23 protein-coding genes are annotated in these 24,101 nt (G+C 72.1%); 20 read left to right on the forward strand and 3 right to left on the reverse strand.

Annotation, left to right across the window (positions count from 1 at the left end; all coding sequences use genetic code 11):
- Nucleotides 1-49 precede the first annotated feature (49 nt).
- Entirely contained in the window at nucleotides 50-463 is a 414-nt protein-coding gene (locus ABZ822_RS13260; RefSeq protein ID WP_360851621.1) for a RidA family protein, read from the forward strand.
- Nucleotides 464-642: 179 nt separating this feature from the next.
- On the forward strand, nucleotides 643-2,121 hold the full coding sequence (locus ABZ822_RS13265) for a gluconate:H+ symporter (protein WP_360851624.1): 1,479 nt from the start codon (nucleotides 643-645) through the stop codon (nucleotides 2,119-2,121).
- A gap of 79 nt (nucleotides 2,122-2,200) precedes the next feature.
- On the opposite strand, the gene ABZ822_RS13270 is transcribed toward ABZ822_RS13265, so the two are convergent.
- Nucleotides 2,201-3,529 carry a M14 family metallopeptidase gene (locus ABZ822_RS13270; protein WP_360851626.1) on the reverse strand — a complete coding sequence of 443 codons (1,329 nt, stop codon included), beginning with the start codon at nucleotides 3,527-3,529 and terminating at the stop codon, nucleotides 2,201-2,203.
- Nucleotides 3,530-3,716: 187 nt separating this feature from the next.
- On the opposite strand from ABZ822_RS13270, the gene ABZ822_RS13275 reads away from it, so the two are divergent.
- Nucleotides 3,717-4,610, forward strand: a complete 894-nt coding sequence (locus ABZ822_RS13275; RefSeq protein WP_360851629.1) for a serine protease — start codon at nucleotides 3,717-3,719, stop codon at nucleotides 4,608-4,610.
- Nucleotides 4,611-4,702: 92 nt separating this feature from the next.
- Here ABZ822_RS13275 and ABZ822_RS13280 read toward each other — a convergent pair whose 3' ends face one another.
- Both ABZ822_RS13280 and ABZ822_RS13285 read right to left on the reverse strand, forming a co-directional pair.
- Nucleotides 4,703-5,998 (reverse strand): APC family permease, encoded by a 1,296-nt coding sequence (locus ABZ822_RS13280; RefSeq protein ID WP_360851632.1) that lies wholly within the window; start codon nucleotides 5,996-5,998, stop codon nucleotides 4,703-4,705.
- A 171-nt stretch (nucleotides 5,999-6,169) separates the two neighbouring features.
- The gene (locus ABZ822_RS13285) at nucleotides 6,170-7,195 is read right to left on the reverse strand and encodes a chitinase (RefSeq protein WP_360851635.1); all 1,026 of its coding nucleotides are present in this window, start codon (nucleotides 7,193-7,195) and stop codon (nucleotides 6,170-6,172) included.
- 331 nt (nucleotides 7,196-7,526) lie between these two features.
- Here ABZ822_RS13285 and ABZ822_RS13290 point away from each other — a divergent pair, with 331 nt between their 5' ends.
- The 17 genes from ABZ822_RS13290 to ABZ822_RS13370 all read left to right on the forward strand — a co-directional run bounded on the left by ABZ822_RS13290 (nucleotide 7,527) and on the right by ABZ822_RS13370 (nucleotide 23,962).
- On the forward strand, nucleotides 7,527-7,916 hold the full coding sequence (locus ABZ822_RS13290) for a VOC family protein (protein ID WP_360851637.1): 390 nt from the start codon (nucleotides 7,527-7,529) through the stop codon (nucleotides 7,914-7,916).
- A gap of 174 nt (nucleotides 7,917-8,090) precedes the next feature.
- The gene (locus ABZ822_RS13295) at nucleotides 8,091-9,398 is read left to right on the forward strand and encodes an Nramp family divalent metal transporter (RefSeq protein WP_360851640.1); all 1,308 of its coding nucleotides are present in this window, start codon (nucleotides 8,091-8,093) and stop codon (nucleotides 9,396-9,398) included.
- Nucleotides 9,399-9,754: 356 nt separating this feature from the next.
- Nucleotides 9,755-10,621 carry a hypothetical protein gene (locus tag ABZ822_RS13300; RefSeq protein ID WP_360851643.1) on the forward strand — a complete coding sequence of 289 codons (867 nt, stop codon included), beginning with the start codon at nucleotides 9,755-9,757 and terminating at the stop codon, nucleotides 10,619-10,621.
- A gap of 106 nt (nucleotides 10,622-10,727) precedes the next feature.
- A complete protein-coding gene (gene cpaB / locus ABZ822_RS13305) occupies nucleotides 10,728-11,447 on the forward strand; it encodes a Flp pilus assembly protein CpaB (protein ID WP_360851646.1) in 720 nt (239 codons plus the stop codon).
- A complete protein-coding gene (locus ABZ822_RS13310) occupies nucleotides 11,444-13,096 on the forward strand; it encodes an AAA family ATPase (RefSeq protein WP_360851649.1) in 1,653 nt (550 codons plus the stop codon). The genes cpaB and ABZ822_RS13310 overlap by 4 nt, the downstream gene beginning before the upstream one ends.
- 3 nt (nucleotides 13,097-13,099) lie before the next feature.
- Nucleotides 13,100-13,534, forward strand: coding sequence for a TadE/TadG family type IV pilus assembly protein (locus ABZ822_RS13315; protein WP_360851652.1), 435 nt, complete (start codon nucleotides 13,100-13,102; stop codon nucleotides 13,532-13,534).
- Between the two features lie 121 nt (nucleotides 13,535-13,655).
- On the forward strand, nucleotides 13,656-14,993 hold the full coding sequence (locus tag ABZ822_RS13320; RefSeq protein ID WP_360851654.1) for a CpaF family protein: 1,338 nt from the start codon (nucleotides 13,656-13,658) through the stop codon (nucleotides 14,991-14,993).
- Nucleotides 14,994-14,999: 6 nt separating this feature from the next.
- Complete coding sequence (locus ABZ822_RS13325; protein ID WP_360851657.1) at nucleotides 15,000-15,947, forward strand: type II secretion system F family protein; 948 nt, start codon at nucleotides 15,000-15,002, stop codon at nucleotides 15,945-15,947.
- A 14-nt stretch (nucleotides 15,948-15,961) separates the two neighbouring features.
- The gene (locus tag ABZ822_RS13330; RefSeq protein WP_360851660.1) at nucleotides 15,962-16,846 is read left to right on the forward strand and encodes a DUF5936 domain-containing protein; all 885 of its coding nucleotides are present in this window, start codon (nucleotides 15,962-15,964) and stop codon (nucleotides 16,844-16,846) included.
- Nucleotides 16,847-17,305: 459 nt separating this feature from the next.
- A complete protein-coding gene (locus ABZ822_RS13335) occupies nucleotides 17,306-18,802 on the forward strand; it encodes an ATP-binding protein (RefSeq protein ID WP_360852408.1) in 1,497 nt (498 codons plus the stop codon).
- A gap of 11 nt (nucleotides 18,803-18,813) precedes the next feature.
- Complete coding sequence (locus ABZ822_RS13340) at nucleotides 18,814-19,698, forward strand: response regulator transcription factor (protein WP_360851663.1); 885 nt, start codon at nucleotides 18,814-18,816, stop codon at nucleotides 19,696-19,698.
- Between the two features lie 129 nt (nucleotides 19,699-19,827).
- Complete coding sequence (locus tag ABZ822_RS13345; RefSeq protein WP_360851666.1) at nucleotides 19,828-20,013, forward strand: hypothetical protein; 186 nt, start codon at nucleotides 19,828-19,830, stop codon at nucleotides 20,011-20,013.
- Complete coding sequence (locus tag ABZ822_RS13350; RefSeq protein WP_360852411.1) at nucleotides 20,010-20,741, forward strand: pilus assembly protein TadG-related protein; 732 nt, start codon at nucleotides 20,010-20,012, stop codon at nucleotides 20,739-20,741. Before ABZ822_RS13345 ends, ABZ822_RS13350 begins: the two co-directional genes overlap by 4 nt.
- Nucleotides 20,742-20,773: 32 nt before the next feature.
- Nucleotides 20,774-21,382, forward strand: a complete 609-nt coding sequence (locus ABZ822_RS13355; protein WP_360851668.1) for a hypothetical protein — start codon at nucleotides 20,774-20,776, stop codon at nucleotides 21,380-21,382.
- A 154-nt stretch (nucleotides 21,383-21,536) separates the two neighbouring features.
- Nucleotides 21,537-22,118 (forward strand): OmpA family protein, encoded by a 582-nt coding sequence (locus tag ABZ822_RS13360; RefSeq protein WP_360852414.1) that lies wholly within the window; start codon nucleotides 21,537-21,539, stop codon nucleotides 22,116-22,118.
- Between the two features lie 147 nt (nucleotides 22,119-22,265).
- Nucleotides 22,266-23,222, forward strand: a complete 957-nt coding sequence (locus ABZ822_RS13365; protein ID WP_360851670.1) for a hypothetical protein — start codon at nucleotides 22,266-22,268, stop codon at nucleotides 23,220-23,222.
- Between the two features lie 362 nt (nucleotides 23,223-23,584).
- Nucleotides 23,585-23,962, forward strand: coding sequence for a peptidase inhibitor family I36 protein (locus ABZ822_RS13370; protein ID WP_360851673.1), 378 nt, complete (start codon nucleotides 23,585-23,587; stop codon nucleotides 23,960-23,962).
- The last annotated feature ends 139 nt before the right edge of the window (nucleotides 23,963-24,101 follow it).

Consider the following 24,101-nt stretch of genomic DNA (forward strand, 5'->3'; position numbering starts at 1 on the left):
ACTCCCGCATCCCACCAGCCCGTACGACTCCAGGGAAGGAAGCAGCCTGATGGGCGACACGCTTCGGAAGACCGCCGTCACCCCGGCGAACCACACCACCCCGCCGGCCAAGTTCTCGCACGGCGTGAGGAAGGGCAACATCCTCCAGGTCGCGGGTCAGGTCGGGTTCGGGCCCGCGCAGCCGGGTCAGGCGCCCGCGGCCGTGGGGCCGGGGCTGCGCGAGCAGAGCGTGCAGACCCTGCGCAATGTGCAGGCCGTGCTCGAAGAGGGGGGTGCGAGCTGGGAGGACGTGATGATGGTCCGCGTCTACCTCACCGACACCTCGCACTTCGCCGAGTTCAACGCCGTCTACGACGAGTTCTTCGCCGATCTGAAGGAAGCCCCCTCGGCCCGTACGACCGTGTACGTGGGTCTGCCGGCCGGGCTGCTCGTCGAGATCGACGCCATGGCCGTCCTCGGCTGATGCACCCGGGGGCCCAGCCCGGCCCCCGCAACCGTCCCCGATCCCCGTCCGCCCGCTCACGCTCCGTCCAACCCCCCCCGCCCACGGCGCGGCGTCCCGCCCCCGGTGAATCCCCCACGGGGCGCCGTGCCGCGATCACCCCTGCCTGGAATCCCTTTGCCAGAGACCGGAGTTCGCCCATGCCGCTCGCCGCCGCCGCACCGCCCGCCCCACCGTCACCACCCCACACGGGTGGCCTCATCGCGCTGATACCCGGCACCGCAGGTCTGCTGACCGTCGCGGCCCTCGGTATCGCCCTGCTGCTCGTCCTCATCATCAAGATCCGGCTGCAGCCCTTCGTCGCGCTGCTGGCCGTCTCCATAGCCGTCGGCCTCGGTGCCGGGCTCTCCGTCACCGAACTCTTCGGCACCGTCCAGAAATCCGATGTCGTCTCGCTCATCGAGAGCGGCATGGGCGGCATCCTCGGCCATGTCGCGATCATCATCGGTCTCGGCACCATGCTCGGCGCGATCCTCGAGGTCTCGGGCGGCGCCGAAGTGCTCTCCTCACGCCTGCTCGGTCTCTTCGGCGAGAGGCGCGCCCCGCTCGCGATGGGGCTCACCGGCCTGATCTTCGGTATCCCGGTCTTCTTCGACGTCGGTGTGTTCGTGCTCGCCCCGATCGTCTACGCGGCCGCCAAGCGCAGTGGCAAATCGATTCTGCTGTACTGCATGCCGCTGCTCGCGGGGCTGTCCATGACCCATGCGTTCCTGCCCCCGCACCCGGGCCCCGTGGCCGCCGCCGGACTGCTGAAGGTGGACCTCGGCTGGGTGATCCTCATGGGCGTCGTCGTCGGCATCCCCTCGGTCCTCGCCGCGTGGGCGTACGCCGCGTGGATCGGCAAGCGTCTCTTCGTCGCCGTACCGCAGGACATGGTCGAGGCGGCGGAGGAGGCCAAGGCGGCCGTGGCGGCCGAGCAGGCGAAGGCCGGGCGCGCAGGCGGCGAGGCGCCGGTCCCGCTCGGCACGGTCCTGCTGATCATCGGCACCCCGCTGGCCCTGATTCTGGCCGCGACCTTCTCCTCCATCGCCCTGGACCCCAGTACGGCGCGCAGCGTCATCGAGTTCTTCGGCAACCCGTTCGTGGCGCTCACCCTCGCCCTGCTGCTGGCGTACTACCTGCTGGGCATCCGCCGCGGCTGGTCCAGGAAGTCGCTGGAGAGCGTGTCCACGTCCTCGCTGAAGCCGGTCGGCAACATCCTGCTCGTCGTCGGCGCCGGCGGCATCTTCGGCGCCGTGCTCAAGGGGAGCGGTGTGGCCCAGGCGCTCTCCGACACCTTCCACGACGTCGGCCTGCCGGTCATCGTGCTGGCCTGGCTGATCTCCGTCGTGCTCCGGGTCGCGCAGGGATCGGCGACGGTCGCGATCGTCACGACGGCGGGCATCGTGCTGCCGCTCGTCGAGGGCGGTCACCATTCGCAGGCGTTCCTGGCCCTGGTCATCATGGCCATCTCCGCCGGGTCGATCTTCGCCTCGCACGTCAACGACGGCGGATTCTGGATCGTGTCGCAGTACTTCGGCATCTCGGAGCGCGACACCCTCAAGTCGTGGACCGTCCTGGAGACGGTCCTCTCGGTGGCCGGATTCGTGGTGGCGGCGGCACTGAGTCTCGTCGTCTGACGCCGAGGCCGTCCGAGCGCGGGAAGGCCCCGGGACCTTCTGGTCCCGGGGCCTTCGGTCGCGGCCGGGCCGCACGGGCTCAGCTCTTGCAGTACTCGTCCTCCTTGCCGATGGAGCGGTACATGCAGTCGGCGTTCTCCAGGAGCTGGAGCACCGCGTCGCGGTTGCGGTCGGTCTCCCGCTCGATGACCTCGTCCGGCGGGTAGAAGCCGTCACCGCCGCCCGACGGGAACATCTCGAAGGTGTAGGCGAAGACCTTCTGGGTGCCCCACAGGTAGTCGTCGATCGACCCGTCCGTGACGTAGAGGTCGCTGGACTGCTCGGGGGTGTAGCCGTTGCTCTTCGCCATGCTCTCGCCGACGGCCGCGAACGCGTCGCGGTCGTCCTGCGTGAGGCCCTCCGCGGTGTCGTCCTCGGTCCAGCCGTACGGCCAGAGCACCAGCTCGCTGTACGTGTGGAAGTCGATCGCGGCCTTGATCTGCTGCTTGCCGCCGACGACGCGGCCGGCCACGAAGTCCGACACGACCTTCACCTCGGGAGCGGACCCGGCTGACTCACCGCGGTAGGTCTCGGAGCCGGGGTCGTCCGACGAGCCGCCGCAGCAGCCCCACTTGTAGTCCCAGTTGCGGTTGAGGTCGGTGCCGACCTCCGACGAACCCTCGTTGGGCTGCCGGTTCTTGCGCCACATCCGGTAGTCGCCGGACTCGATGTCGTACTCGCCGCCGTCCGGGTTCAGGTCCGGGACGATCCAGATCTCACGGCCGTCGACGGCCTTGGTGATGCGCTCGTCCTTCTTGTAGTCGTCGCCGAACTCGCGCAGCAGGTACAGCGCCATCTCGACGGTCAGGTGCTCGCGCGCGTGCTGGTGGTGGGTGAAGAGGACCTCGGGCTCGTCCTCGTCCTTGCCGACGTTGTCGCTGATCTTGACGGCGACGATGTCGCGGCCCTCGTGGGACTTGCCGATGACCTTCTTGCTCATGATCTCCGGGTGCGCGGCGACCCGTTCGTTGATCTCCTTCTCGGCCTCCGCGTAGTTGTGGTAGCCGGAGTCGTCGGAGGGGAAGTCGAACGGCTTCGCCGCGCGTCCGCCGGAACGGTCCGGGGGTGCGGGGCGCGCCTTCAGCTCGTAGCCCAGGGAGCGGAGCTTCTTCGCCTGGGTGGGGTCGGCGGTGACGACGACGGTGTGCTCGTGCGTCTCGTCGATGCTGACGCCGGTCCGGGCGATCCGGGTGCGCTCGGCGACGGTGGCCGGGCCGTGGATCTCGTACTGCCGGAGCTGCTCGTCGGCGGCCGCGGCGACCTGTGAGGGGGTGGGGTCCCCGGCCTGCGCCGTGAACGGCGCGGCGAGGGCAAGGGTGAGTAGCGCGGCGAGGGCTGTGGTCCTTCTGCCGCGTATGCGGAGTCGCATGGAGTCTCCTGGGATTCCAGTGTGGGGGGTGCTCAAGGCGACTGATTCGTGCGGTTGTTCGCCCCATGCTCGGGAACTGGCATGGATAGGTCAATAGTTCGTCGCCTTCTTGTCCTCTCCCTCACCGGGCGTCCACAATGCGCATGTCAATACCGAAAGAACTTCGGTACGGAGAGGAACCCCCCACATGAACAAGCCTCTCGTCGGTGCGCTCGCTGCCGTTTTCCTGGCCGCAGCCGCGGCTCCCGCAGGAGCGCTCACCGCGACGGAGAAGCCCGCAGAGCCCACCCGGCAAATCCGGACCGCCCCCGCCGAGACGTCCGGCACGGCCGGGAAGGCGGCGCGGGCCGCCGACTTCGCCGGCACCGTCGCGCTCTCCAACTGCTCGGGCTCCGTGGTGCGCATGCCGGACTCCCAGGACCAGGACCCGGCGCTCGTGCTCTCCAACGGACACTGCCTGGAGAGCGGCATGCCGGGCGCCGGCGACGTCGTGGTCGACAAGCCGTCCAGCCGCACCTTCGACCTGCTGAACGCGGAGGGCGACGAGGTCGCGTCCCTGAAGGCCACCAAGGTCGCCTACGCGACGATGACCGACACCGACATATCCCTGTACGAACTGGACACCACCTACGCCGACATCGAGTCCGAGCACGGGATCAAGGCCCTGGAGATGTCGGCCGACCACCCCGAGCAGGGCAAGGCCATCGACGTCGTCTCCGGCTACTGGAAGCGGGTCTACAGCTGCGAGATCGACGGCTTCGTCCATGAGATGCGCGAGGCCGACTGGACCTGGAAGGACTCGGTCCGCTACACCCCCGCCTGCGACACCATCGGCGGCACCTCCGGCTCACCGGTCGTCGACAGCGCGAGCGGCAAGGTCGTCGCCGTGAACAACACGGGTAACGAGAGCGGCGGCGAGTGCACCATGAACAACCCGTGCGAGGTCGACGAGAACGGCAAGGTGACGGTGCGCGAGGGGATCAGCTACGCCCAGCAGACGTACACCCTCACCAAGTGCATCGGCACCGGCAACAAGGTCGACCTCGGTCTGCCGGGCTGTGAACTGCCCAAGCCCGAGTAGCCGTCGGCGCGACGGGACGGCCTGAGGCCGCCCTGTGGACGACGGCGGGGTCCACAGGGCGGAGGCCGTTCCGGCGCGTCCCGGCGCGGAGTTCAGCCGGGCGGACCGTTCCGGCGCGTGATGCGCCGCCGCAGCAGACGGACCAGCGCACCGGCCGCCAGCACGCCCGCTCCCGTGACGACCGACGGGAGCGGCAGCGTGCAGGCGAGCAGCGCACAGCCGGCCAGTCCGGCCACCGGTACGGCGCGCGGCGGGCGGCCCTCCTCCCGGGTCAGGGTGCGGGCCGAGGCGTTGGCGATCGCGTAGTAGACCAGCACGCCGAACGAGGAGAAGCCGATCGCCCCGCGCAGATCGGCCGTCGCGGCGACCACCGCGACGACGGCGCCCACGGCGAGTTCGGCGCGGTGCGGCACCCCCGACCGCGGATGGACGGCGGCCAGGGCGTGCGGCAGATGGCGGTCCCGGGCCATCGCGAGCGCGGTGCGCGAGACGCCGAGGATCAGCGCGAGCAGTGAGCCGAGGGCGGCGACGGCGGCCCCGGCCCGTACGACGGGGGCCAGTCCGGGCGCCCCGGCCGCGCGCACGGCGTCGGCCAGCGGCGCGGTCGCCTCCGCCAGCCCTTCCGTGCCGAGCACCGCCAGGACGGCCGCGGCCACCGCCGCGTACACGGTCAGGGCGATGCCCAGCGCGACGCCGATGGCGCGGGGGATGGTGCGCGCCGGGTCCCGGACCTCCTCGCCGAGGGTGGCGATGCGCGCATAGCCCGCGAAGGCGAAGAACAGCAGACCGGCGGCCTGGAGCACGCCGGACACCGTGGCGTCCGCGCCGAGTTCGAGCCGTACCGCCTTCGCCGTGCCACCCGTCAGGCACGCGGTCACGACGGCGGCGAGGACGGCCAGCACCACGGCGACGATCGCCCGGGTGAGCCACGCGGCCTTCTGCACCCCCGCGTAGTTCACGGCCGTGAGGGCGACGGCGGCGGCGACGGCCACCGCGTGCGCCTGCTCCGGCCACACGTACGCGCCCACGGTGAGTGCCATCGCCGCGCACGAGGCGGTCTTGCCCACCACGAAGGCCCAGCCCGCGAGATGGCCCCATGCCTCGCCCAGGCGCTCGCGCCCGTACACGTAACTGCCGCCCGAGGCCGGGTGGCGTGCCGCGAGCCGCGCGGAGGAGGTGGCGTTGCAGTAGGCGACGAGCGCGGCCACGGCGAGCGCCGGCAGCAGCCCCGATCCGGCGGCAGCGGCGGCGGGCGCGAGTGCGGCGAAGATCCCGGCCCCGACCATCGCGCCGAGACCGACGAGGACGGCGTCGAGGAGGCCGAGACGCCGCCGGAGGCGGGGGCTCTCACCGGGGGACGGGTCGCCTTCAGGGACCGGAGCGCTCACGCCCGCCGACGCTACAGGGCGGCCCCCCGGGGCGGTACGGCGGCGGCGCGGGCAGCGGGAGGGCCGCCGCCGTACGGGACGGCGGCCTCCCGGCGTGGGGGATGGCGGTTCTCCGGACGCTCGCGCAGGAGGTGCCGCGTGAGGACGGTGCGTGAGGGTGGCGCGTGAGGTCTACGGAAGGCCGTGGACGTGCGGACCCACCGCCTTGGACCAGGCGCTGCCGTTGCTCGCGTCCCAGTTCGTGGACCAGGTCATCGCTCCGCGGATGCCCGGGTAGGTCCGGTCCGGCGTGAAGCTTCCGCAGCTCGTGCCCTTGGCGAGGCAGTCCAGGGCCGCGTTGACGACGGCCGGTTCGACGTAGCCGCTGCCCGCGCCCCGGGTGGAGGCGGGCACGCCGATGCCGACCTGGGACGGGTCGAGACCGCCTTCGAGCTGGATGCAGGCGAGGGCGGTGAGGAAGTCCACCGAGCCCTGGGAGTAGACCTTGCCGTCGCAGCCGAGCATCGAACCGCTGTTGTAGTACTGCATGTTGACGACCGTGAGGAAGTCCTTGATGGCGAGGGCCGTCCTGAAGTACTCGTTCGACGTCGACTGCATGTCGATCGTCTGCGGGGCCATGGTGACCACGACGTCGTTCGCCTCGGCGTGGACGGCCTTCAGGGCCTGGGTCATGTAGGTGGAGTCGAGGCCGTTCTCCAGGTCGATGTCGACACCGTCGAAGCCGTACTCGGCCATGAGCCCGGTGACGGAGTCCGCGAAGTTGGCGGCGGACGCCGCGTCGTTCACGCGGACGGCTCCCTTCTCGCCGCCGACGGAGACGACGACGGACTTGCCCGCCTCCTGCTTCGCCTTGATGTCGGCCTTGAACTCGTCCTCGGAGCCGTAGCCCAGTGCCGGGTCGAGGGTGAAGTCGACCGCGCCCGGGGTGCCGGTGGCATCGGCGAAGGCGACGGCGATGATGTCGTACTCGTCCTGGACGTCTCGCAGTTTCTGGACGGTGGCGCCGTTGTCGAAGTTCTGCCAGTAGCCGGTCACCGCGTGCTTCGGGACGGCGGCCCGCTCGTCGGCGGGCCGGGCCGTCGCGGTGCCGGTCCCGAGCGTGGTGAGTCCTGCGGCCGCGAGGGCCGCGGCGGCCAGTCCTGCCGCGAGCCGGGATCTGTTCCGATACGGCCGACGGTGTGTGCTGCTGCGTTCCACGACTGCCTCCGGGGTGGGGGGAGTTGGGGAGTGGTGCGTGGTGAACGCGGGGGCCCCTGCGTCGCTGCGGTACAACGTGGTCCAGACCAATGCCCTTGTCAAGGCTTCGCGCGCGAACGCCCCGTGGAGCCACCGGGCGCCGGGCGCCGGTCCCGGTGCGGCGATGTGTCCGGCGGACGGCCGAGCCGCAGCGCCCCGCGGGTGGTCCGTCACGGCGCGCCCGGCGCGTAGCCGTCCACGGTGGCGGGCGGGAGCCGAGACTGTCATCCGACCGCCCCGGGCCACCGCGCCGGCAGCTGACGCGCGCGGCCCGGCACCCCGTGGAGGAACCATGCGCGTGATCGACTTCGACCATCTCGTCCTCAGCGTCGCCGACATCGAGCGCACGCTGGCGTTCTACTGCGGCCCGCTCGGCCTGGAGCCGGTCCGTGTCGAGGAGTGGCGTGCGGGCAAGGCGCCGTTCCCCTCGGTGCGGGTGAGCCCTTCGACCATCATCGACGTCGTCCAGCGTCCTGAGGGGGCCCCGGAGGGCTCCAACGTGGACCACATCTGCCTGGTCGTCGAGCCGCTGGACTGGGAGCAGGTCGTCGACTCCGGCATGTTCACGGTCCTGGACGGCCCGGGGGAACGGTTCGGCGCCCGCGGCACCGCACAGTCGCTCTACGTACGCGACCCGGACGGCAACACCGTCGAACTGCGCTGGTATCCGCAGGACGCCTGACGTGCCCTTCGCGCCGGGGCGTCACGCGGACACCCTCGGTACGGCACCAGGCCGCCGCTTCGCCGGCAAGAGCCCGGCCGAGTCATCCGATCCTGTACGGCCCCTTGTGCGCCGGTGGTCAAGGAAGTTTCAATTCCGCAGGTCGGCCCCGGGGGACGAGAGCGGAGGCAGCCCATGGCGGAGACCAGTGAGCGCGGTACCGGTGAGGTCGTAGAGGAGCCGCGGAAGTCCAGTTGGCGGTACATCGGGCCGGGGATCGTCGTCGCGGCGACCGGCGTCGGAGCGGGTGACCTCGTCGCCACCCTCATCGCGGGCAGCAAGTTCGGCTACACCCTGATGTGGGCCGCCGTCATCGGCTGCCTCGTGAAGATCTCGCTCGCCGAGGCCGCGGGCCGCTGGCATCTGGCCACCGGGCGCACGCTGTTCGACGGCTGGCGCAGCCTCGGCGCCTGGACCACGGTCTATTTCGCGATCTACGTGGTGATCTGGGGTTTCGTGTACGGGGCGACGGCCATGTCGTCCAGCGCCCTGCCCCTCGCCGCGCTCTTCCCCGACTTCCTCGGGCTCAAGACCTGGGCGGTGATCACCGGCCTGATCGGTCTCGTCTTCGTCTGGTTCAACCAGTACGCCGTCTTCGAGAAGGTCATGACGGTGCTCGTCGGCGTGATGTTCGTGGTGGTCGTGTACGTGGCCGTACGGGTCGGTCCGGACGCGGGCGCGGCGTTCGCGGGCCTGGCCCCCGTGCTGCCCGACGGGTCGCTTCTCTACACGCTGGGCCTGATCGGAGGCGTCGGCGGGACGATCACCATGGCCGCGTACGGGTACTGGGTCAACGCGAAGGGCTGGACGAGCCCCGGCTGGATGAAGGTGATGCGTCTCGACAACCGCGTCGCGTACATCACCACGGGCATCTTCGTCATCGCCATGCTGGTCGTCGGCGCCGAGTTGCTGCACGCGTCGAAGCTCGCCCTTGCGGAGGGGGACAAGGGGCTCCTGAGCCTGGGCGACGTGCTGGAGGCGAGGTTCGGCGCGACCACCGCGAAGCTGTTCCTGGTGGGCTTCTTCGCCACGTCCTTCTCGTCGCTGATCGGGGTCTGGCACGGCGTGAGCCTGATGTTCGCCGACTTCGTCGAGCGCTTCCGCAAGGAACGCTCTCCGGACGGTGCCGACCGGGGCGCCGTGGCCGAGGTCGTGTCCGGGGACGCGGCGAAGTCGCTGCCCTTCCGGGCATACCTCCTCTGGCTCACCTTTCCCCCGATCTCCCTCCTCTTCCTCGACCAGCCCTTCGGGCTCGTCATCGCCTACGGCGTCCTCGGCGCCTTCTTCATGCCCTTCCTGGCGCTGACGCTGATCTGGCTGCTCAACACCGACCGCACGCCCAAGCAGTGGCGCAACGGCATGCTGAGCAACGGGATGCTGGCGGCGGCGGGGCTGCTGTTCGTCGTGCTGTGCGTGCAGCAGGTGCGCGAACTCCCCTGGTGACGGAAGGGGGTTCGACCCGTGGGCGTACGAGGTGTGCGGCACTGCCGGTTCTCCGGCGGCGCCGCGCACCGCTGTCCGGGCGCCGGCGCCCCCGTACGCCCTGACGCGCCGACCGTCCGACGCCCGTGAGCGCCGCGTACGCCCGCACCCCCGCGGCGCCCCGTGCGCCCCCGGTCCGGAAGATCGTCAAGACCTCTGGATACCGGTCTTCCCGGGATCAACTCCGCTGATACCGGCGAACTGTTCACTCCATCTCAACTGGTGGATACAGTGCTCGTGCAGGAGCGCAGCGCAGTGTCGATCTGCGGCCGCCGGCCCCCGGCGACCGGCGACCGGAGGGGAACGGGGAGACCGACGTGCCCATCGCCATCGCAGTCACCAGTCCGGATCTGGTGCTTCCGTCCGCCGACCCGCAGACCCCGCCCGCCGCCGTGATCCCGCCACCGCACGCGCAGTCCCTCGATGCCGCGCTCGCCGACACCCACCGGCTCCTGGAACAGCACGGCTATCTGATCGTGCTCTACCCCGCGGGCGAAGCGCAGCGGGAGACCCACCAGCGGCTCCACACCATCCGGTCGGTGCTGGAGAGCGACCGCATCGCCCTGCTCGGCCTGGACCTGCCGCCCCTCGCCGTCGCCGCGCTCGCCCTGCAGCTCCGCCGGCTCTCCGTCTGCGACTTCAGCCCCGGGGTGCTCGCCTCCGCGACCCGGCTGCTCGCGCACTACGTCTACGCGGGTGCACTCCTCGGTTCGGTGTCCCGGCTCGACCGCGTCCCTGTCAGCCTCGCCTCGCACGCCACGTCCTGGGTGCCAGGCAGCCAGTTCGGTGTCCTGGTCAACCCGGCGCAGCAGCTCACCAAGGTCGGGGGAGCGGCCCAGGAGCCCCTGCGGGGGCCGGAGTTCGGCACCGAGCTGCTGTTCGCCCGCGGGCGGCTGCAGTCCGACTGGGTCACCTCCGGACTCGCCCCCGCCTGGCGGGTGCAGCAGGTGCGCGAGGTGGAACTGCCCGCGGAGTCGGCGCGCTGGTGGGGCACGTCCCGGCTCGTCGAGTTCGCCTCCGCGATCGGCGACCTCTCCGTCCTCTACCAGGTCGTGGCCTCGGTCCGCCGGGACGACTGCCGCTGGTGCGGGCTCCAGCTCATCGGCGACCGCTGTGCGTTCTGCTCGGCGCCCGTCGCGCCACCACCCGCCCGGAAGGCCCCGCTGGCGCTGACCGCCTCGTGACCGCCCGCCGGGCGGTCGCCCGGTCCCCCGGGCCGGTCCGCCGTCACGTTCATCGCTTACTGTCCGTCCTGACCCGGATACGTTCCTGAACGAGGTTGTCCGTCACATGAATTCACGCCAGCGCCGCGGCGTCATCCTCATCCTGCTGTCCGTCCTGTGCGCGCTCGGCGCCTTCGCCGGGGTGCTCTCGGTGATCAGTGACGTGGAGTCGAAGGTGGGGCCGGAGACGACGGCGTACGAACTCGCGGCCGATGTGAAGCCGTACCAGGAGCTGAACGAGAGCCAGTTCAGGAAGGTGGAGATACCGAGGCGCTGGGTGCCCGACACGGCGGTCACCGACCTCCGCGGCATCGACGGCAAGATAGCCGTGACCCCGCTCCGCAAGGGGTCCCTGCTGCAGAGCGACATGGTCGTGGACCGCCCGGCGCTGGAGAAGGGCGAGCAGGAGATCGCCATCATGATCGACGCCGCGACGGGGGTCGCCGGCAAGATCCGCCCCGGCGCCACGGTCAACATCTACGCCACCTTCGACCGCGAGACCGGCGGCGCCAGGCCCCAGTCGAAGGTCATCGTCACCGGCGCCAAGGTCATCGACGTCGGCCGCCTCACCCCGCTCGACCCCGACCAGGACGAGCGCCGGCGCGGGACCACCGAGGCCGTGCCGATCACCTTCGGCCTCGGCACGCTGGACGCCCAGCGCGTCGCCTACGCCGAGTCGTTCGCCTCGCACGTACGCCTGGCCCTGGTCGCTCCCGGCGGCGGCTCACCCGTCCCGCCTGCCGACCGCACGTACACCCTCGACGGGGACAAGGGGGGCAACGGATGACGACCAGAATCCTCACCGCCATCAGCGACCCGGACGCGGCCCGCTCCGTCACCACCCTGCTGAGCCAGCTCCCGGACGCCGAGCCGGCCCCGCCGGTCGCCGACTCCACGACCCTCCTGGACACCCTCGCCCGTCTCGCCGCCGAGTCCGTCGAGGAACTGCCCGAAGTCGTCCTCGTCCACGAGCGCATCGGCCCGGTGCCCGCCCTCGAACTGATCCGGGAAGTGGCCCTGCGCTTCCCCGCGGTCGGCGTCGTCCTCGTGACCGCAGACTCCAGCCCCGGGCTCTTCTCCGCCGTGATGGACTCCGGCGCGCGCGGGCTCGTCGCGCTCCCGCTGTCGTACGAGGAGCTGGCCGCCCGCGTCCACGGTGCCGCGCAGTGGTCCGCCGGGGTCCGCCGCCATCTCGGGGCGGGCGCCGACCCGTTCAGCGGCCCCGGGGGCACGGTGATCACCCTCAGCGGCGCCAAGGGCGGGGTCGGCACCACGGTCACCGCCGTTCAACTCGCCCTCGCCGCACGGGCGTCGGGGCGCAACGCGGCGCTGGTCGACCTGGACCTGCAGTCCGGTGACGTGGCCTCGTACCTGGACGTGCAGTTCCGCCGCTCGATCGCCGACCTGGCGGGGATCAGCGACATCTCGCCGCGCGTCCTCCAGGAGGCGCTGTACGCCCATCCCACCGGGCTGGCACTGCTGCTGGCGCCGGCCGAGGGGGAGCGCGGCGAGGACGTCCCGGACCGGGCCGTGCGCCAGATCGTCAGCGCCCTGCGGACCCGGTACGAGGTCGTGGTCATCGACTGCGGCTCCCAGATGAGCAGCGCGAACGCCGCCGCCATCGAGATGGCGGACGCCTCCCTGATGGTCACCACCCCGGACGTGGTGGCCGTGCGGGCGGCCAAGCGGCTCGTACGGCTGTGGGACCGGCTGCAGATCCGCAAGGCGGAGGAGACCGTCACCGTCGTCAACCGCCACACGCGGCAGAGCGAGATCCAGCCGTCGCTGATCGAGAAGATCACCGGTACCCGGGTCGCGCGGTCCGCCGTGCCCGCCAACTTCAAAGAGCTGCAGCCCGTGGTGAATTCGGGCCGGATGCAGGACCTGGACGGCCGGTCCGCGGTCAAGCAGGCCGTGCAGGCCCTCGCGGGTGAACTCGACCTGCTCGGCGGGACGGACGAGGACGGACCACGGGGCCACCGCGCGGGCCGCGGAGAGAAGGGAGCGCGGGGCGGTCGGGCCAAGCTCCGCGGTGACCGCGGCGAGCGTGGGGCTCCGGGGCTGCGGCGCCGGGGCGCGGGCGGCGACAGCGGCCAGGTCGCCATCGAGTTCCTGGGGATGGTCCCGCTCATCGCGCTCGTGCTGATCCTGGTGTGGCAGTGCGCGCTGCTCGGCTACACCTACACCCTCGCGGGCAACGCGGCCGACGAGGCGGCCCGGGCCGCGACCGCGGCGGACGGCGCCGGGCCCTGCGCGGACGTGGCGACGGACGAACTCCCGCAGGGCTGGCAGGACAGCGGCCCGGAGATCAACTGTTTCCGGGAGCCCGGCCTGTGGAAGGCCGAGGTCGGGCTGAAAGTTCCGGTGCTCTTCCCCGGGGCGGTGGACTTCCCCGTCACCGTGTGGGGCGAGGCCGGAGCGGCGGAGGAGGGCTGACCCATGGCTGCGGGCTCGACGGCGCGACCTTTACGACCCGCCCCCGGCCGCGCGGGCCGGATCAGGAGCTCCGCCGCGCGCGAACGCGGCCAGGTCGCCCTGGAGTTGATCGGCTTCGTGCCGATCCTGCTGCTCCTGGGCCTGGCCACCGTCCAGCTCGGCGTCGCCGCGTACGCCGTCTCCCAGGCGGGCACCGGCGCGCGCGCCGCGGCCCGTACCGAGTCCTACGAGGAGTCGGACTCCGACGGGGCGAGCGCGGGCCTCGCGGCGATGAGCGACTGGATGGCCGGCCGGGCCGACATCACGGTCGGAGGCGGCGCGGGGGAGGCGACGGCGACCGCACGGGTCGAGATCCCGTCGGTCGTCCCGGGCATCGGGAACTTCGGCACGGCCGAGCGGTCGGCCGTCATGCCGCGTGACGAGGAGAGCACACCATGAGCACGGCCAGCGATCCGGTGCGCGGCGCACGTCCCGCCCCTCCCGTTCCCGCGCGCGGCCCACGCCGGGCCCCGGCGGGCGGCACGCGTCCCGTACGGGTGCCCGGCGCGGGGAGCGTGCGATGAGCCTGCGGGCCCGCGTCACGGCCCCCGAGGAGAGCGGCGGGATGCGCGAGGACGGCCATCTCGTCGCCGTCTACCGCGCCAAGCTGCTCGAGGAGATCGACCTCGCCGAGATGTCCGCCCTGGCCGCCGCCGACCGCCGGGCCCGGCTGGAGCGCGTCCTCGGCCACATCATCAGCCGCGAGGGCCCCGTGCTCTCCACCGCCGAACGCGCCCAGCTCATCCGGCGCGTGGTCGACGAGGCACTCGGCCTCGGCGTGCTCGAACCGCTGCTGGAGGACGCCTCCATCACCGAGATCATGGTCAACGGACCCGACCAGGTCTACGTCGAGCGCGGCGGCCGCGTCGAGCAGGTGCCCGTACGGTTCGCCTCGCACGACCAGCTCATGCAGACCATCGAGCGGATCGTCTCAGTCGTCAACCGCCGCGTGGACGAGGCGAATCCGATGGTCGACGCCCGCCTGCCCAGCGGTGAGCGGGTCAACGTCATCATCCCGCCGCTGTCCCTGACCGGTGCGACGCTCACCATCCGCCGCTTCCCGCGCTCGTACACGCTCCAGGAGCTCATCGGGCTCGGCACGCTCGACGAGCCCATGCTGATGCTGCTGGCGGGCCTGGTCCGGGCGCGGTGCAACGTGATCGTGTCCGGTGCCACCGGCTCCGGCAAGACCACGCTCCTGAACGCCCTGTCCGGGCTGATCCCCGACGGCGAGCGCATCATCACCGTCGAGGACGCGGCCGAGCTCCAGCTCCAGCAGAGCCACGTCATCCGGCTGGAGACCCGCCCGCCCAACGTCGAGGGCATGGGCCGGATCACCGTACGGGACCTGGTGCGCAACTCGCTGCGGATGCGCCCCGACCGCATCATCGTCGGCGAGGTCCGCGGCGGCGAGACCCTCGACATGCTCCAGGCGATGTCCACAGGACACGACGGCTCGCTGGCCACCGTGCACGCCAACAGCGCGGAGGACGCCCTGATGCGGCTCCAGACGCTGGCCTCCATGTCGGAGGTCAAGATCCCCTTCGAGGCGCTGCGGGACCAGATCAACAGCGCCGTCGACTGCATCGTGCAGCTCACCCGGAACGCCGACGGGTCCCGCAAGGTGAGCGAGATCGTCGTCCTCGCCTCGCGCGGCCGCGAGACCTACCGGATCGCCACCGTCTGCCGCTTCAACGCCCGCCCCCTGGACGCGGACCGCACCGTGCACGGCCACTACACGTACTTCCCGCTGCCCCGCCGCATCGCGGAACGGCTCCACCTGGCGAGCGAGCCCGTGCCGCAGGCCTTCGGCGTCGCCGACTCCGACGACCAGCTCGCCACGAGAGAGGCGAAGTAGCAGTCCATGGACACCTTCGACGGCTCCCTGCCGATGCTGACGCTCGGCGTGACCCTGCTGTGCGGGGCGCTCGCGGTGGCGGGGGTGCACGTGTACGCATCCGGCCGGGCGCAGCGGCAGGCCCTGGTCGACCGGCTCTCCTCGACCGGCCCCGTCCCGGAGACGCAGCGGCGGCGGTTCGCCGGACTGGACCGGCGGCTGCGGCGTACGCGGTGGGGCCGGCAGCTCGAACTGCGCCTGGCCTCCACCGGACTCGACCTCACCCCTGCCGAGTTCGTCGTCTGGACGGTGACCGCGGCCGCCGGACTGTGGCTGATCGCGGGTTCCTTCCTCGCCTCCTTCTTCGGCCCGGTGGCCGCCCTCATCGGCCTGTGGGCCGCTGTCGCCTTCCTCAACTGGCAGCGGACCCAGCGGATCGAGAAGTTCATCAACCAGCTCCCGGAGCTGGCCCGGGTGCTCGCCAACGCCACCCACGCCGGGCTCGCCCTCCGCACCGCCCTGGCCATGGCCGCCGAGGAACTGGACGACCCCGCGGGCTCCGAACTCGCCCGGGTGGCCGACCGGCTGGCGCTCGGCCACTCCATCGACGAGGCCCTCGACGAGCTGGCCGAACGGCTGCCGTCGCGGGAACTCGTCGTCCTCGTCACCACGCTGGTGCTCTCCAACCGGGCCGGGGGCACGGTCGTCGCGTCCCTGCGGAACCTCACACGGACCCTGGAGGAGCGCAAGGAGACCCGGCGCGAGGTCCGCACCCAGCTCTCGCAGGTGACCGTGACCGCGTACGCCGTGCCCGCGCTCGGCGTCGGCGCGCTGCTGCTGCTCGACCGCGTGATGCCGGGCGCGCTCGACCGGATGACCGGCTCGTTCCTCGGGCAGGCGGCGGTGATCGTGGCCATCGGACTCTACGCGGTGGGCTTCTTCCTGGTCCGCCGTCTCGCGAAGATCGACGTCTGAGGAGGCGGGAGGACATGGGACTGCTGCTCGCCCTGCTCACCGGCCTCGCCGTGGCCGGGATCGCCTACGGCATCGCGCTCTACCGCCGTGACACCAAGCTCCCCGGCGACCTCGCCCTCGCGCTCGAAGTCGGTGCGACCCGCACCGGCGCCGTCGGCTCGCTCATCGACCGCATCGGCATGCGCTACGCACCCGTCGTGCTGCGGATGATGGGCCGGCAGCGCGCGGGGAAGGTGCGGCGCCGCATCGACCTCGCGGGCAACCCGGGCGGTCTGACGCTCAACCGTTACGCCGCCCGCCGCGCCGTCTATGGCTTCCTCGGCTTCTTCGGGGCGTTCGTGCTGCTGCTGCGGGGCCAGCCCGTCCTGGCCGCCCTGCTCGTGGCGTTCGGCTTCCTGTGGGTGGAGGTCGGTATCTGGGCGGCGGTCCAGCAGCGCAAGGCCGCCATCGAGCGCACCCTTCCCGACTTCCTCGACGTCCTCGCCGTCGTCGTCAGCGCCGGACTCGGCTTCCGGCAGGCCCTGGACCGGGTCGCGGAGAAGTACGAGGGCCCGTGGGCCGACGAACTGCGCATCACCCTGCGGCAGATGGACATGGGGGTGAGCCGCCGCCAGGCGTTCCAGGAGCTGCGCCGCCGCAACGACTCCGAGCAGGTGGCCATGTTCGTCACCGCGCTCCAGCAGGGCGAGGACCTCGGCGCGCCGATCGTCGACACGCTCATCCAGATCGCCGCCGACATGCGGAGGGCCGATGCTCAGAACGCCCGGAGGCGGGCGGCGCGGGCGGTCCCGAAGGCGACGCTGACCATCACCACGTTCATGCTCCCGGGCACCCTGCTGCTGCTCGTCGCGGGCTTCGTGTTCGGCGCGGACGTGGACTTCGGATCCATTGCGGGCTGACGGGGGCGAGGGGAGGGACGTATGGCCAGGAAGTGGGGCCCGGGAGGACGGCCGGGGGTGACGGGCCGGTCCGGATTACCGGGCCCGGCGGTGCTGCCGGGCGTCGCGACGGGTCCGGGACGTCCGGGCGCGGTGGTGACGTACGGGCGGTCGTTCGCCCCGCCGTCCGCGTCCGCGTCCGGGCCGCGGGGCCTGCCGGGGTTGCCGGACCTGCCCGGGCTGCCCGTGCTGCAGGGCCTGAACCGCCTGCGCGGCGGCCACCGCCCGCACGGTCACCGCCCACCCGGCGAACGGCGGCCGTGGGACGCGCGGAGGCTGGGCCTCGGGCGGCGCGGCCTCGTCCAGGGCGGGGCGGCGGACGCCGCGTCGACGGACGGATCGCGTGACGAGCCGACGCTGAAGATCCGGCTCAACGCCCTTCAGGCGCTGTGCCGTCAGGTCTTCGGATTCCGTCTGGCGATGATCGCGCTGGCGGCACCGATCGCCCTGGGCCGCACCGAACCGGGACCCTCGACCTGGCTGGTCGGGTCGGCGGTCGTGGTCACCTTCATGGTCTCGTACGTGCTGTTCCGCGACTGGGAGCGGTTCGGGCCGCTGCTGCTGCGGCATCCGTCGCTCCTCGCCGCCGACATGCTCTTCGGCGCGCTGCTGCTCATCACGGCGACGCCCGAGTCCACGCTCGCCTTCGTCACCATCTGCACTCCACTCCTGGCGGGGCTCGTCTACGGGGGGATCGGGGCCGGGTTCTTCTCCGGACTGCAGATCCTCATCCTGGCGGGCGTCTACGCCGCGGACCGCGATCTGGACGCGACGGGCCTGGGGTTCCTGATGCTGCCCGGCTTCTGCGTGGTCGCCGGGGCGGTGGGCGTCTCCCTGCGTAATCTGCTGTTCCGCTTCGGCACGGCGACACACGCCCTCACCGAGGCGCGCGCCCGGCTGGCGGTCGCGGAGGCGGTCGCCGAGGAACGCGCCCGGCTGGCCCGGGAGATGCACGACTCCGTCGCCAAGACCCTGCACGGTCTGGCGCTCGCGGCGGACGGCCTGGCGGCCTCCGCGGACCGCGCCGAGGCGGGGCAGCGAGCGGCCGCCGCGGAGTACGGGACCGGGCGGCAGGACGGAACGGCCGGTGCGTCCGGTGCGGCTGGTGCGTCCGGTGCGGATGCGGGCGGCGCCGCGGGTGCGGAACCCGGCGACGGCGAGGCGGCGGGGCAGGACGGACAGAGCAGGCAGGGCGGGCAGAGCAGGCAGGACGCGCAGGGCGGGCAGGACGCGCAGGGCGGGCAACGGCCCCACAAGGAAGCCACCGCCCACCAGGAAGCCACCGCCCGCCGGGACACCCCCGCGGGAGCGGTCGGCGACGGGCAGGACAGCCGCACCCGCGGGGATGTCCGGACGGACATGGCGACCGTCCGCCACCAGGCAGGGCTCGTCGCTCGGTCCGCCCGCCGGGCCGCCGCCGAGACCCGGGAGCTGCTCTCGGACCTGCGGCGGGAGTCCGGCCTCGACGGCGCCGGGGTCCAGGTGACCGATGAACTCCCCGCCCGTGTCACAGACTTCTCGCGGCGCACCGGTCTGCCCGCGGTCTTCGAACGCATCGGCACCGCGCCGGTCCCGCCCGTCCCGCACGCGGTGGCCCGTCAGCTCCTGACGATCGTGTCCGAGGCGCTGGACAACGCGCACCTCCACGCCGGGGCCACCCATGTCAGTGTCGAGGCGGGTATCGCCGACGGCACGCTGCGGGTCCGCGTCGTCGACGACGGCCGCGGACTGCCCGCGGGCACGAGCCTGCAACAGCTCCGCAGGGCCGGGCACTTCGGCCTGGTGGGCATGGTCGAGCGGGCGGACGCCATCGGGGCCCGCATCCGTATCGGCGCCGGGCCCAGGGCGGCCGGAACCGAAGTGCTGCTCGAACTCCCCGTGTCGGCACTGCTGTTGAGGAGAGGGCGGGACCGATGAATCCCGGCCGAATGCCCGGACCGAGGCCGGGACCGCAGCAGCCGCAGCAAGGGCGGCAGCAGGAGCCGTGGCAGGAACCGCGGCAGGAACCGACCCGCTTCGAGGGCCCCGGGGACCCCGGGAACCCGGCGGGCTCAGGGGCGTCCCTGCTGCGCGTGGTCGTCGCCGACGACAACCCGGTCGTCCGGGCCGGGCTCACCGCGCTCCTCGGCGGCCGGGACGACATCGACGTCGTCGCGGAGGCGGCGGACGGGGAACAGGCCCTGCGGGCGGCCCGCGAGCAGTGCCCGGATGTGGTGCTGCTGGACGTCCGCATGCCCGGCGTCGACGGCCTCACCGCGCTGCCGCATCTCGTCCGGTACGCGCCCGTCCTCATGCTCACCTACAGCCGGGAGAACGAGATCGTGCAGGAGGCGATGCGCCGCGGCGCGGGCGGCTATCTCGTGCACGGCGAGTTCACCGCCGACGAACTCGCCGAGGCCGTACGGGACATCAGGGCCGGACGGGCCCGCCTGACGTCGACGGCCGTCGACGCGCTGGTCGCACACGTACGCGCCGCACCCGTCCCGCCCGGGGTGCGCGAGGCCGCCGCGCCGCCGGCGGGTGCGGGGCTCGTACCCCCGGCGCAAATTCACCCAACCTCTTCGCAAACGCAATCTGCTGTGGCACAGTCAAGAGGTGAACGGGGCTGCGCCCGGAAGGAGTTCGGGCTCAGCCGGCGGGAGGGGGAGGTCATGGACCTGATCGCGTCGGGTATGACGAATCAGCAGATCGCCGCCGCCTGCTTCATCAGTGAGAAGACCGTGAAGAACCACATCAACCGGATCTTCGCGAAGCTCGGTTCGGGCAGCCGCAGTGACGCCATACTGACGTGGTTGAGCGAGGGGCGGTCATGAGGCGGCGGACGTCAGCGACGGCCCGACTCGGACTTTGGGCCCGGAATTGGGCCTCGGGGCCCAGTGCGCGGGGGGCCGCCCGGGCGTACGGTCCGGGTATCGAGTCGGCCCACCCGGGAGAGGAACCCGATGTTCTGGAAGAACGCAGCCGTGAGGGCGATGACCGTCCGTTCGGACCGGGGACAGACGGCTTTCGAGTACCTGGGCATCATCATGGTGGTCGTCGTGATCATCGGCGCGATCGTGGGCACCGATATCGGTGGCAACATCACCGACAAGATCATCGAGCAGATCGACAAGGTCAAGGCGGGCTGACCGCCGTACGCCACTCCGGCGACCGAGGGCAGGCGTTCCCCATCTACGTGACCGTGGTGGGGGCCCTGCTCTTTCTCGCGTTCGCATTCTTTGCAGTCGGGCAGGCATCGGCCACGCGCAACGGAGCGCAGACGGCTGCCGACGCGGCCTCCCTGGCCTGGGCTCAAGACGTCAGGGACGAACTGCGCACCGGGCTGCTCGATGCCGTGGAGAACGGGGAGCCCTGGGAGGACTGGCTGGAGGGCCAAGGCCTCCTGGACCTGGCGGACTGCCCCGGTGCCCATGACTTCGCCGACCGCAACCGGGCCGATGTCACCTCCTGCGGGGCGGACGGGGGGCTGCGGCCCGAGTTCACCGTCGAGGTCCGCACCCAGTACCCGGTGGGCCGGTCCGTGATCCCCGGAACCGAGGGCACGTACGGCACCGCCAAGGCCACCGCGGTCATCGAACCGCGCTGCCGCCTCACCTCGGGCGACGACACCGGCGACGACACCGGCGACGAGCCCGGCGGCCCACCCGGTGACGGCGCCGGCGGCGACCCGGACGGCGAGGACGACGACGGCGACGGCGGCGGGAGCGGTGGCGACGGTGACGGCGGTGACGGCGGTGAGGACGCGCCCCGGGCCGAGTTCACCTGCGACGGCAAGGACTGGACCGTCGACCCCGGTGACGACGGCGGTCTCCTCCCCAGCGCGTCCGACCTGTTCTCCGTGCACCTGACCGACTGAGCCGCGAGCGACGACCGAAGGAAGCAGCACAGATGAGGACCCGACACTTCAGGCCGGCCCGCAGGGAAGCGGCCGCGGCGGCCGTCGCCGTCGTACTGGCTTGCACGGCCGTCGGCTGCGGTGACGGTGGAGAGGGCGACGGCGGCGACCGCGGCCCGGCCGCCTCGTCCTCCGCCGACGGCGGCAAGGGCGGCCGTGACCGCGAGGACGGCGCGCGGACCGACGTGCCGGACGCGAGCGAGACCCTGGCCGTCATCAAGGGGTCCGACGACCTGGTCCTCACGGTCCACTCGGCCCGGCGGGACTCGGGCGGCTTCGTCACCGTCAACGCCGAGGTGAAGAACGACGGGGACGAGTCGTTCTACGGCGTCAGCGCCTGGCGCGGCTACGAGCAGGAGATCGTCCGGAGCAGCGGCCGGTCGGTGGGAGGGGCCATGCTCGTCGACCAGAAGGGCAAGAAGCGCTACTACGTGCTGCGCGACACCGAGGGCCGCTGCCTGTGCACCACCGGGCTCACCAAGGTCGAGGCGGGCAAGTCGCTCGCCGTCTTCATGCAGTTCCCGGCGCCGCCGGAGTCCACCGGCGAGGTGGACTTCCAGATGCCGACCTTCCCCAGTACCCCGATCAAGATCTCGGGGTGAGCCGCCGATGACTCCCGACGACCCGCGTCCCGCGCTCCGTTCGGACTCCCGCGGCGTGACGGCCCCGGCAGGAACGTCGCCCTCCGGACATCACGCCCGCCGGGGACGCCGTGTGCGCTCCGCCGCCGGTGCCGTCCTCGCGACCGGACTCGTACTGGGCCTGCCCGGTCTCCCCGCCGCCACCGCGTACGCCGACGACGAGCCGAACGTGCCGCCGGGCAGTATCACCAAACCGGCCGCACCCGTGGAGATCGACGGCAACGACCCCGATCTGAAGATGGTCGACGGCGGGACACTGGCCCCCGCCAAGGTGCTGGACATCAAGTCCGTCGTCGAGGACCTCGGCGGCGAGGAGCGGCGCGAGGACACCAACTCCGACGTCAAGTTCGCACTCCAGGCGGAAGTTCTCTTCGGCAAGGACAGCGCGAAGCTGGGCGAGGCGGCCCACCGGCGGATCGAGACCATCGCGGACGAGATCAAGGACCAGGACGCGGAGAAGGTGCGCGTCTTCGGCTTCACCGACAACCTCGGGTCCTCGGCCCACGGCGACGTCCTCTCCAAGAAGCGTGCCAACGCCGTCCACAAGGAACTGGCCGAAAGCCTGGGCGCCGGCATCGACTTCGAGATCCGCGGCTACGGTGAGCAGTACCCGATCGCCGACAACAGCACCGAAGAGGGCCGCAAGAAGAACCGGCGCGTCGAGGTCTCCTTCCCCCGCGGCGACGGCGGTTCTTGAAGCCCCCTGCGCCCCTGCCTGTTCGGGCCCCTCTGATGTCCGAGGGTCACAACCGGCTCACCCTCCTCTCTAATAGGAGCCAAGCCGACGGGGGAGTCGGAAGACGGCTGATCCGGTCCATGGCGACCGGACGGGCAGGGGGTGGCCATGGTGCGGGCTGCGAGGTTCGTTTCCACGGTGGCGCTGTCGATGTGCGTGGCGGCCACGGTGGCCGGCTGCGCGGACGGCGCGGGCCGGGACGATGCGGGGGAGACGCGGTCCGTACCGCGGTCGGCCCGGGCGCAGGACGATCTGCTGAAGAGCGCCGAATCCGCGCTCGTACGACGGTGTCTGACGGAGCGGAAGATCACGCCGCCGCCGGCTCCGCGCCCGGCGGCGAACGGGACCGGACAGGTGGGCACCGCGCAGGACGGCGGATCGCCACCGCAGCGCCGGTTCCCGTACGGGATCGACGACCCCGCCTGGGCAGCCGAGCACGGCTTCGGCAGTGCCGCGGGCACCGGGGCGGAGGCGCGGCCGACCCAGCAGGCTCGGCAGGCGCCGCCGCAGGAGCGGCGGCCCGGGAAGAAGGCGATGGCCGCCCAACGGCGGCTGTCCGACGCGCTGTTCGGCACCGGGCGCCGTGAACTGTCCACCCGGACGGCCACCGGGTACGTCGTCAGGGCCAACAGCGACGGCTGTCTCGCCGAGGCCCAGCGCGAGCTCTACGGGGATCAGGCCCGCTGGTTCCGAACCGAGGTCGCGGTCAACAACCTCGAGGCCGCCACCCACCAGCGCGTGATCCGGGACCCCGCGTACCGAACCGCGCTCGCCCGCTGGTCGCGCTGCATCGCGCCGGTCCAGAAGGCCGGGGACCCGGGGGAGTTGCGCAGCGCCTGGCAGCGCCGCGCGAGCGACCTCGAACCGCGCGATGCCACCTCGCTGCAGCAGCGGTACGCCGTGGCCGAGGCACGGTGCGTACGAAGCACCGCCCTCGCCCGCACCGGTACCGAGCTGGAGAAGCGCCACGCGGCCGATGTGCGGGAGGCGTACGCCGGGCAGATCGCCGACCACCGGCGGATGCGCGAGCGCGGACTGCGCATCGCCGTACTGCAGGGTCTCTGACACCCCGTTCCCGGTCCGGCGCCGACGGGCCCGGTGCCCCGGCCGCCGACGGCGAGCCCCTTCCTCACCTCTGACGTTCCGTCACCGGTGACCGCTCTCCGGTTCCCGAAGACGCCTCGTCAACACCTCCGCGGCCGCACACCGCGCCGCGGCACTCACCGGATCACAGGACTCCCGGAGTCACGACCGGCCGACCGGCCGCGCGGGCCACCGGGTTCAGCGAGTGCGTCCCCGCCCGGGGCCGCCACTCGATCTCACACCGCCTCACCGCGTCACCGCATCAGTGATGCACCGATGGCACTCATCACCCGCATCGCGGGATCGCCGATCCCACCGATGCGCAACCGAAAGGGAACGACACCATGCGCAAGATCTTCATCACCGCAGCCGGAGCGGTCCTCGCCGCCGGCGCCGCCCTGGCCGCCGTCCCGGGTACGGCCCAGGCCGCTGCCCCCTGCTCCTCCGGCAGCTTCTGCGCCTACACCGACGCCAACTTCGGCGGCCAGGCCGTGGGCTGGACCGGCGACGACGGCTGGTGGGAGGGCAACATCGCGGACCAGGACAGCTCGTGGGCCAACCACGGCATCTCAGGCCCGGGTGTCAAGGACCACGTCAAGGTGTTCGCCAGCGCCTGGCAGGGCGGTGGCGTCACGATCTGCCTGACCCCCGGCCAGGAGGTCGGCTACAACGCGGGCGCCAACGACCGGGGCGACTCACACACCTGGACCTCCGGCTGCTGACACCACCGGACGGCCTGCTCACCACCCGGGTGTCACACCCGGGTGGTGAGCGTCGTCTCCATCGGGTGACATGCGTACGGAAGGGCCGGGGCGGCCAGTGGCCCCGCGCCCGTGGACGGACGGGCGTCGGCGAGACGAC

This window comes from Streptomyces sp. NPDC047108 (assembly GCF_040643575.1).
Lineage (GTDB): Bacteria > Actinomycetota > Actinomycetes > Streptomycetales > Streptomycetaceae > Streptomyces.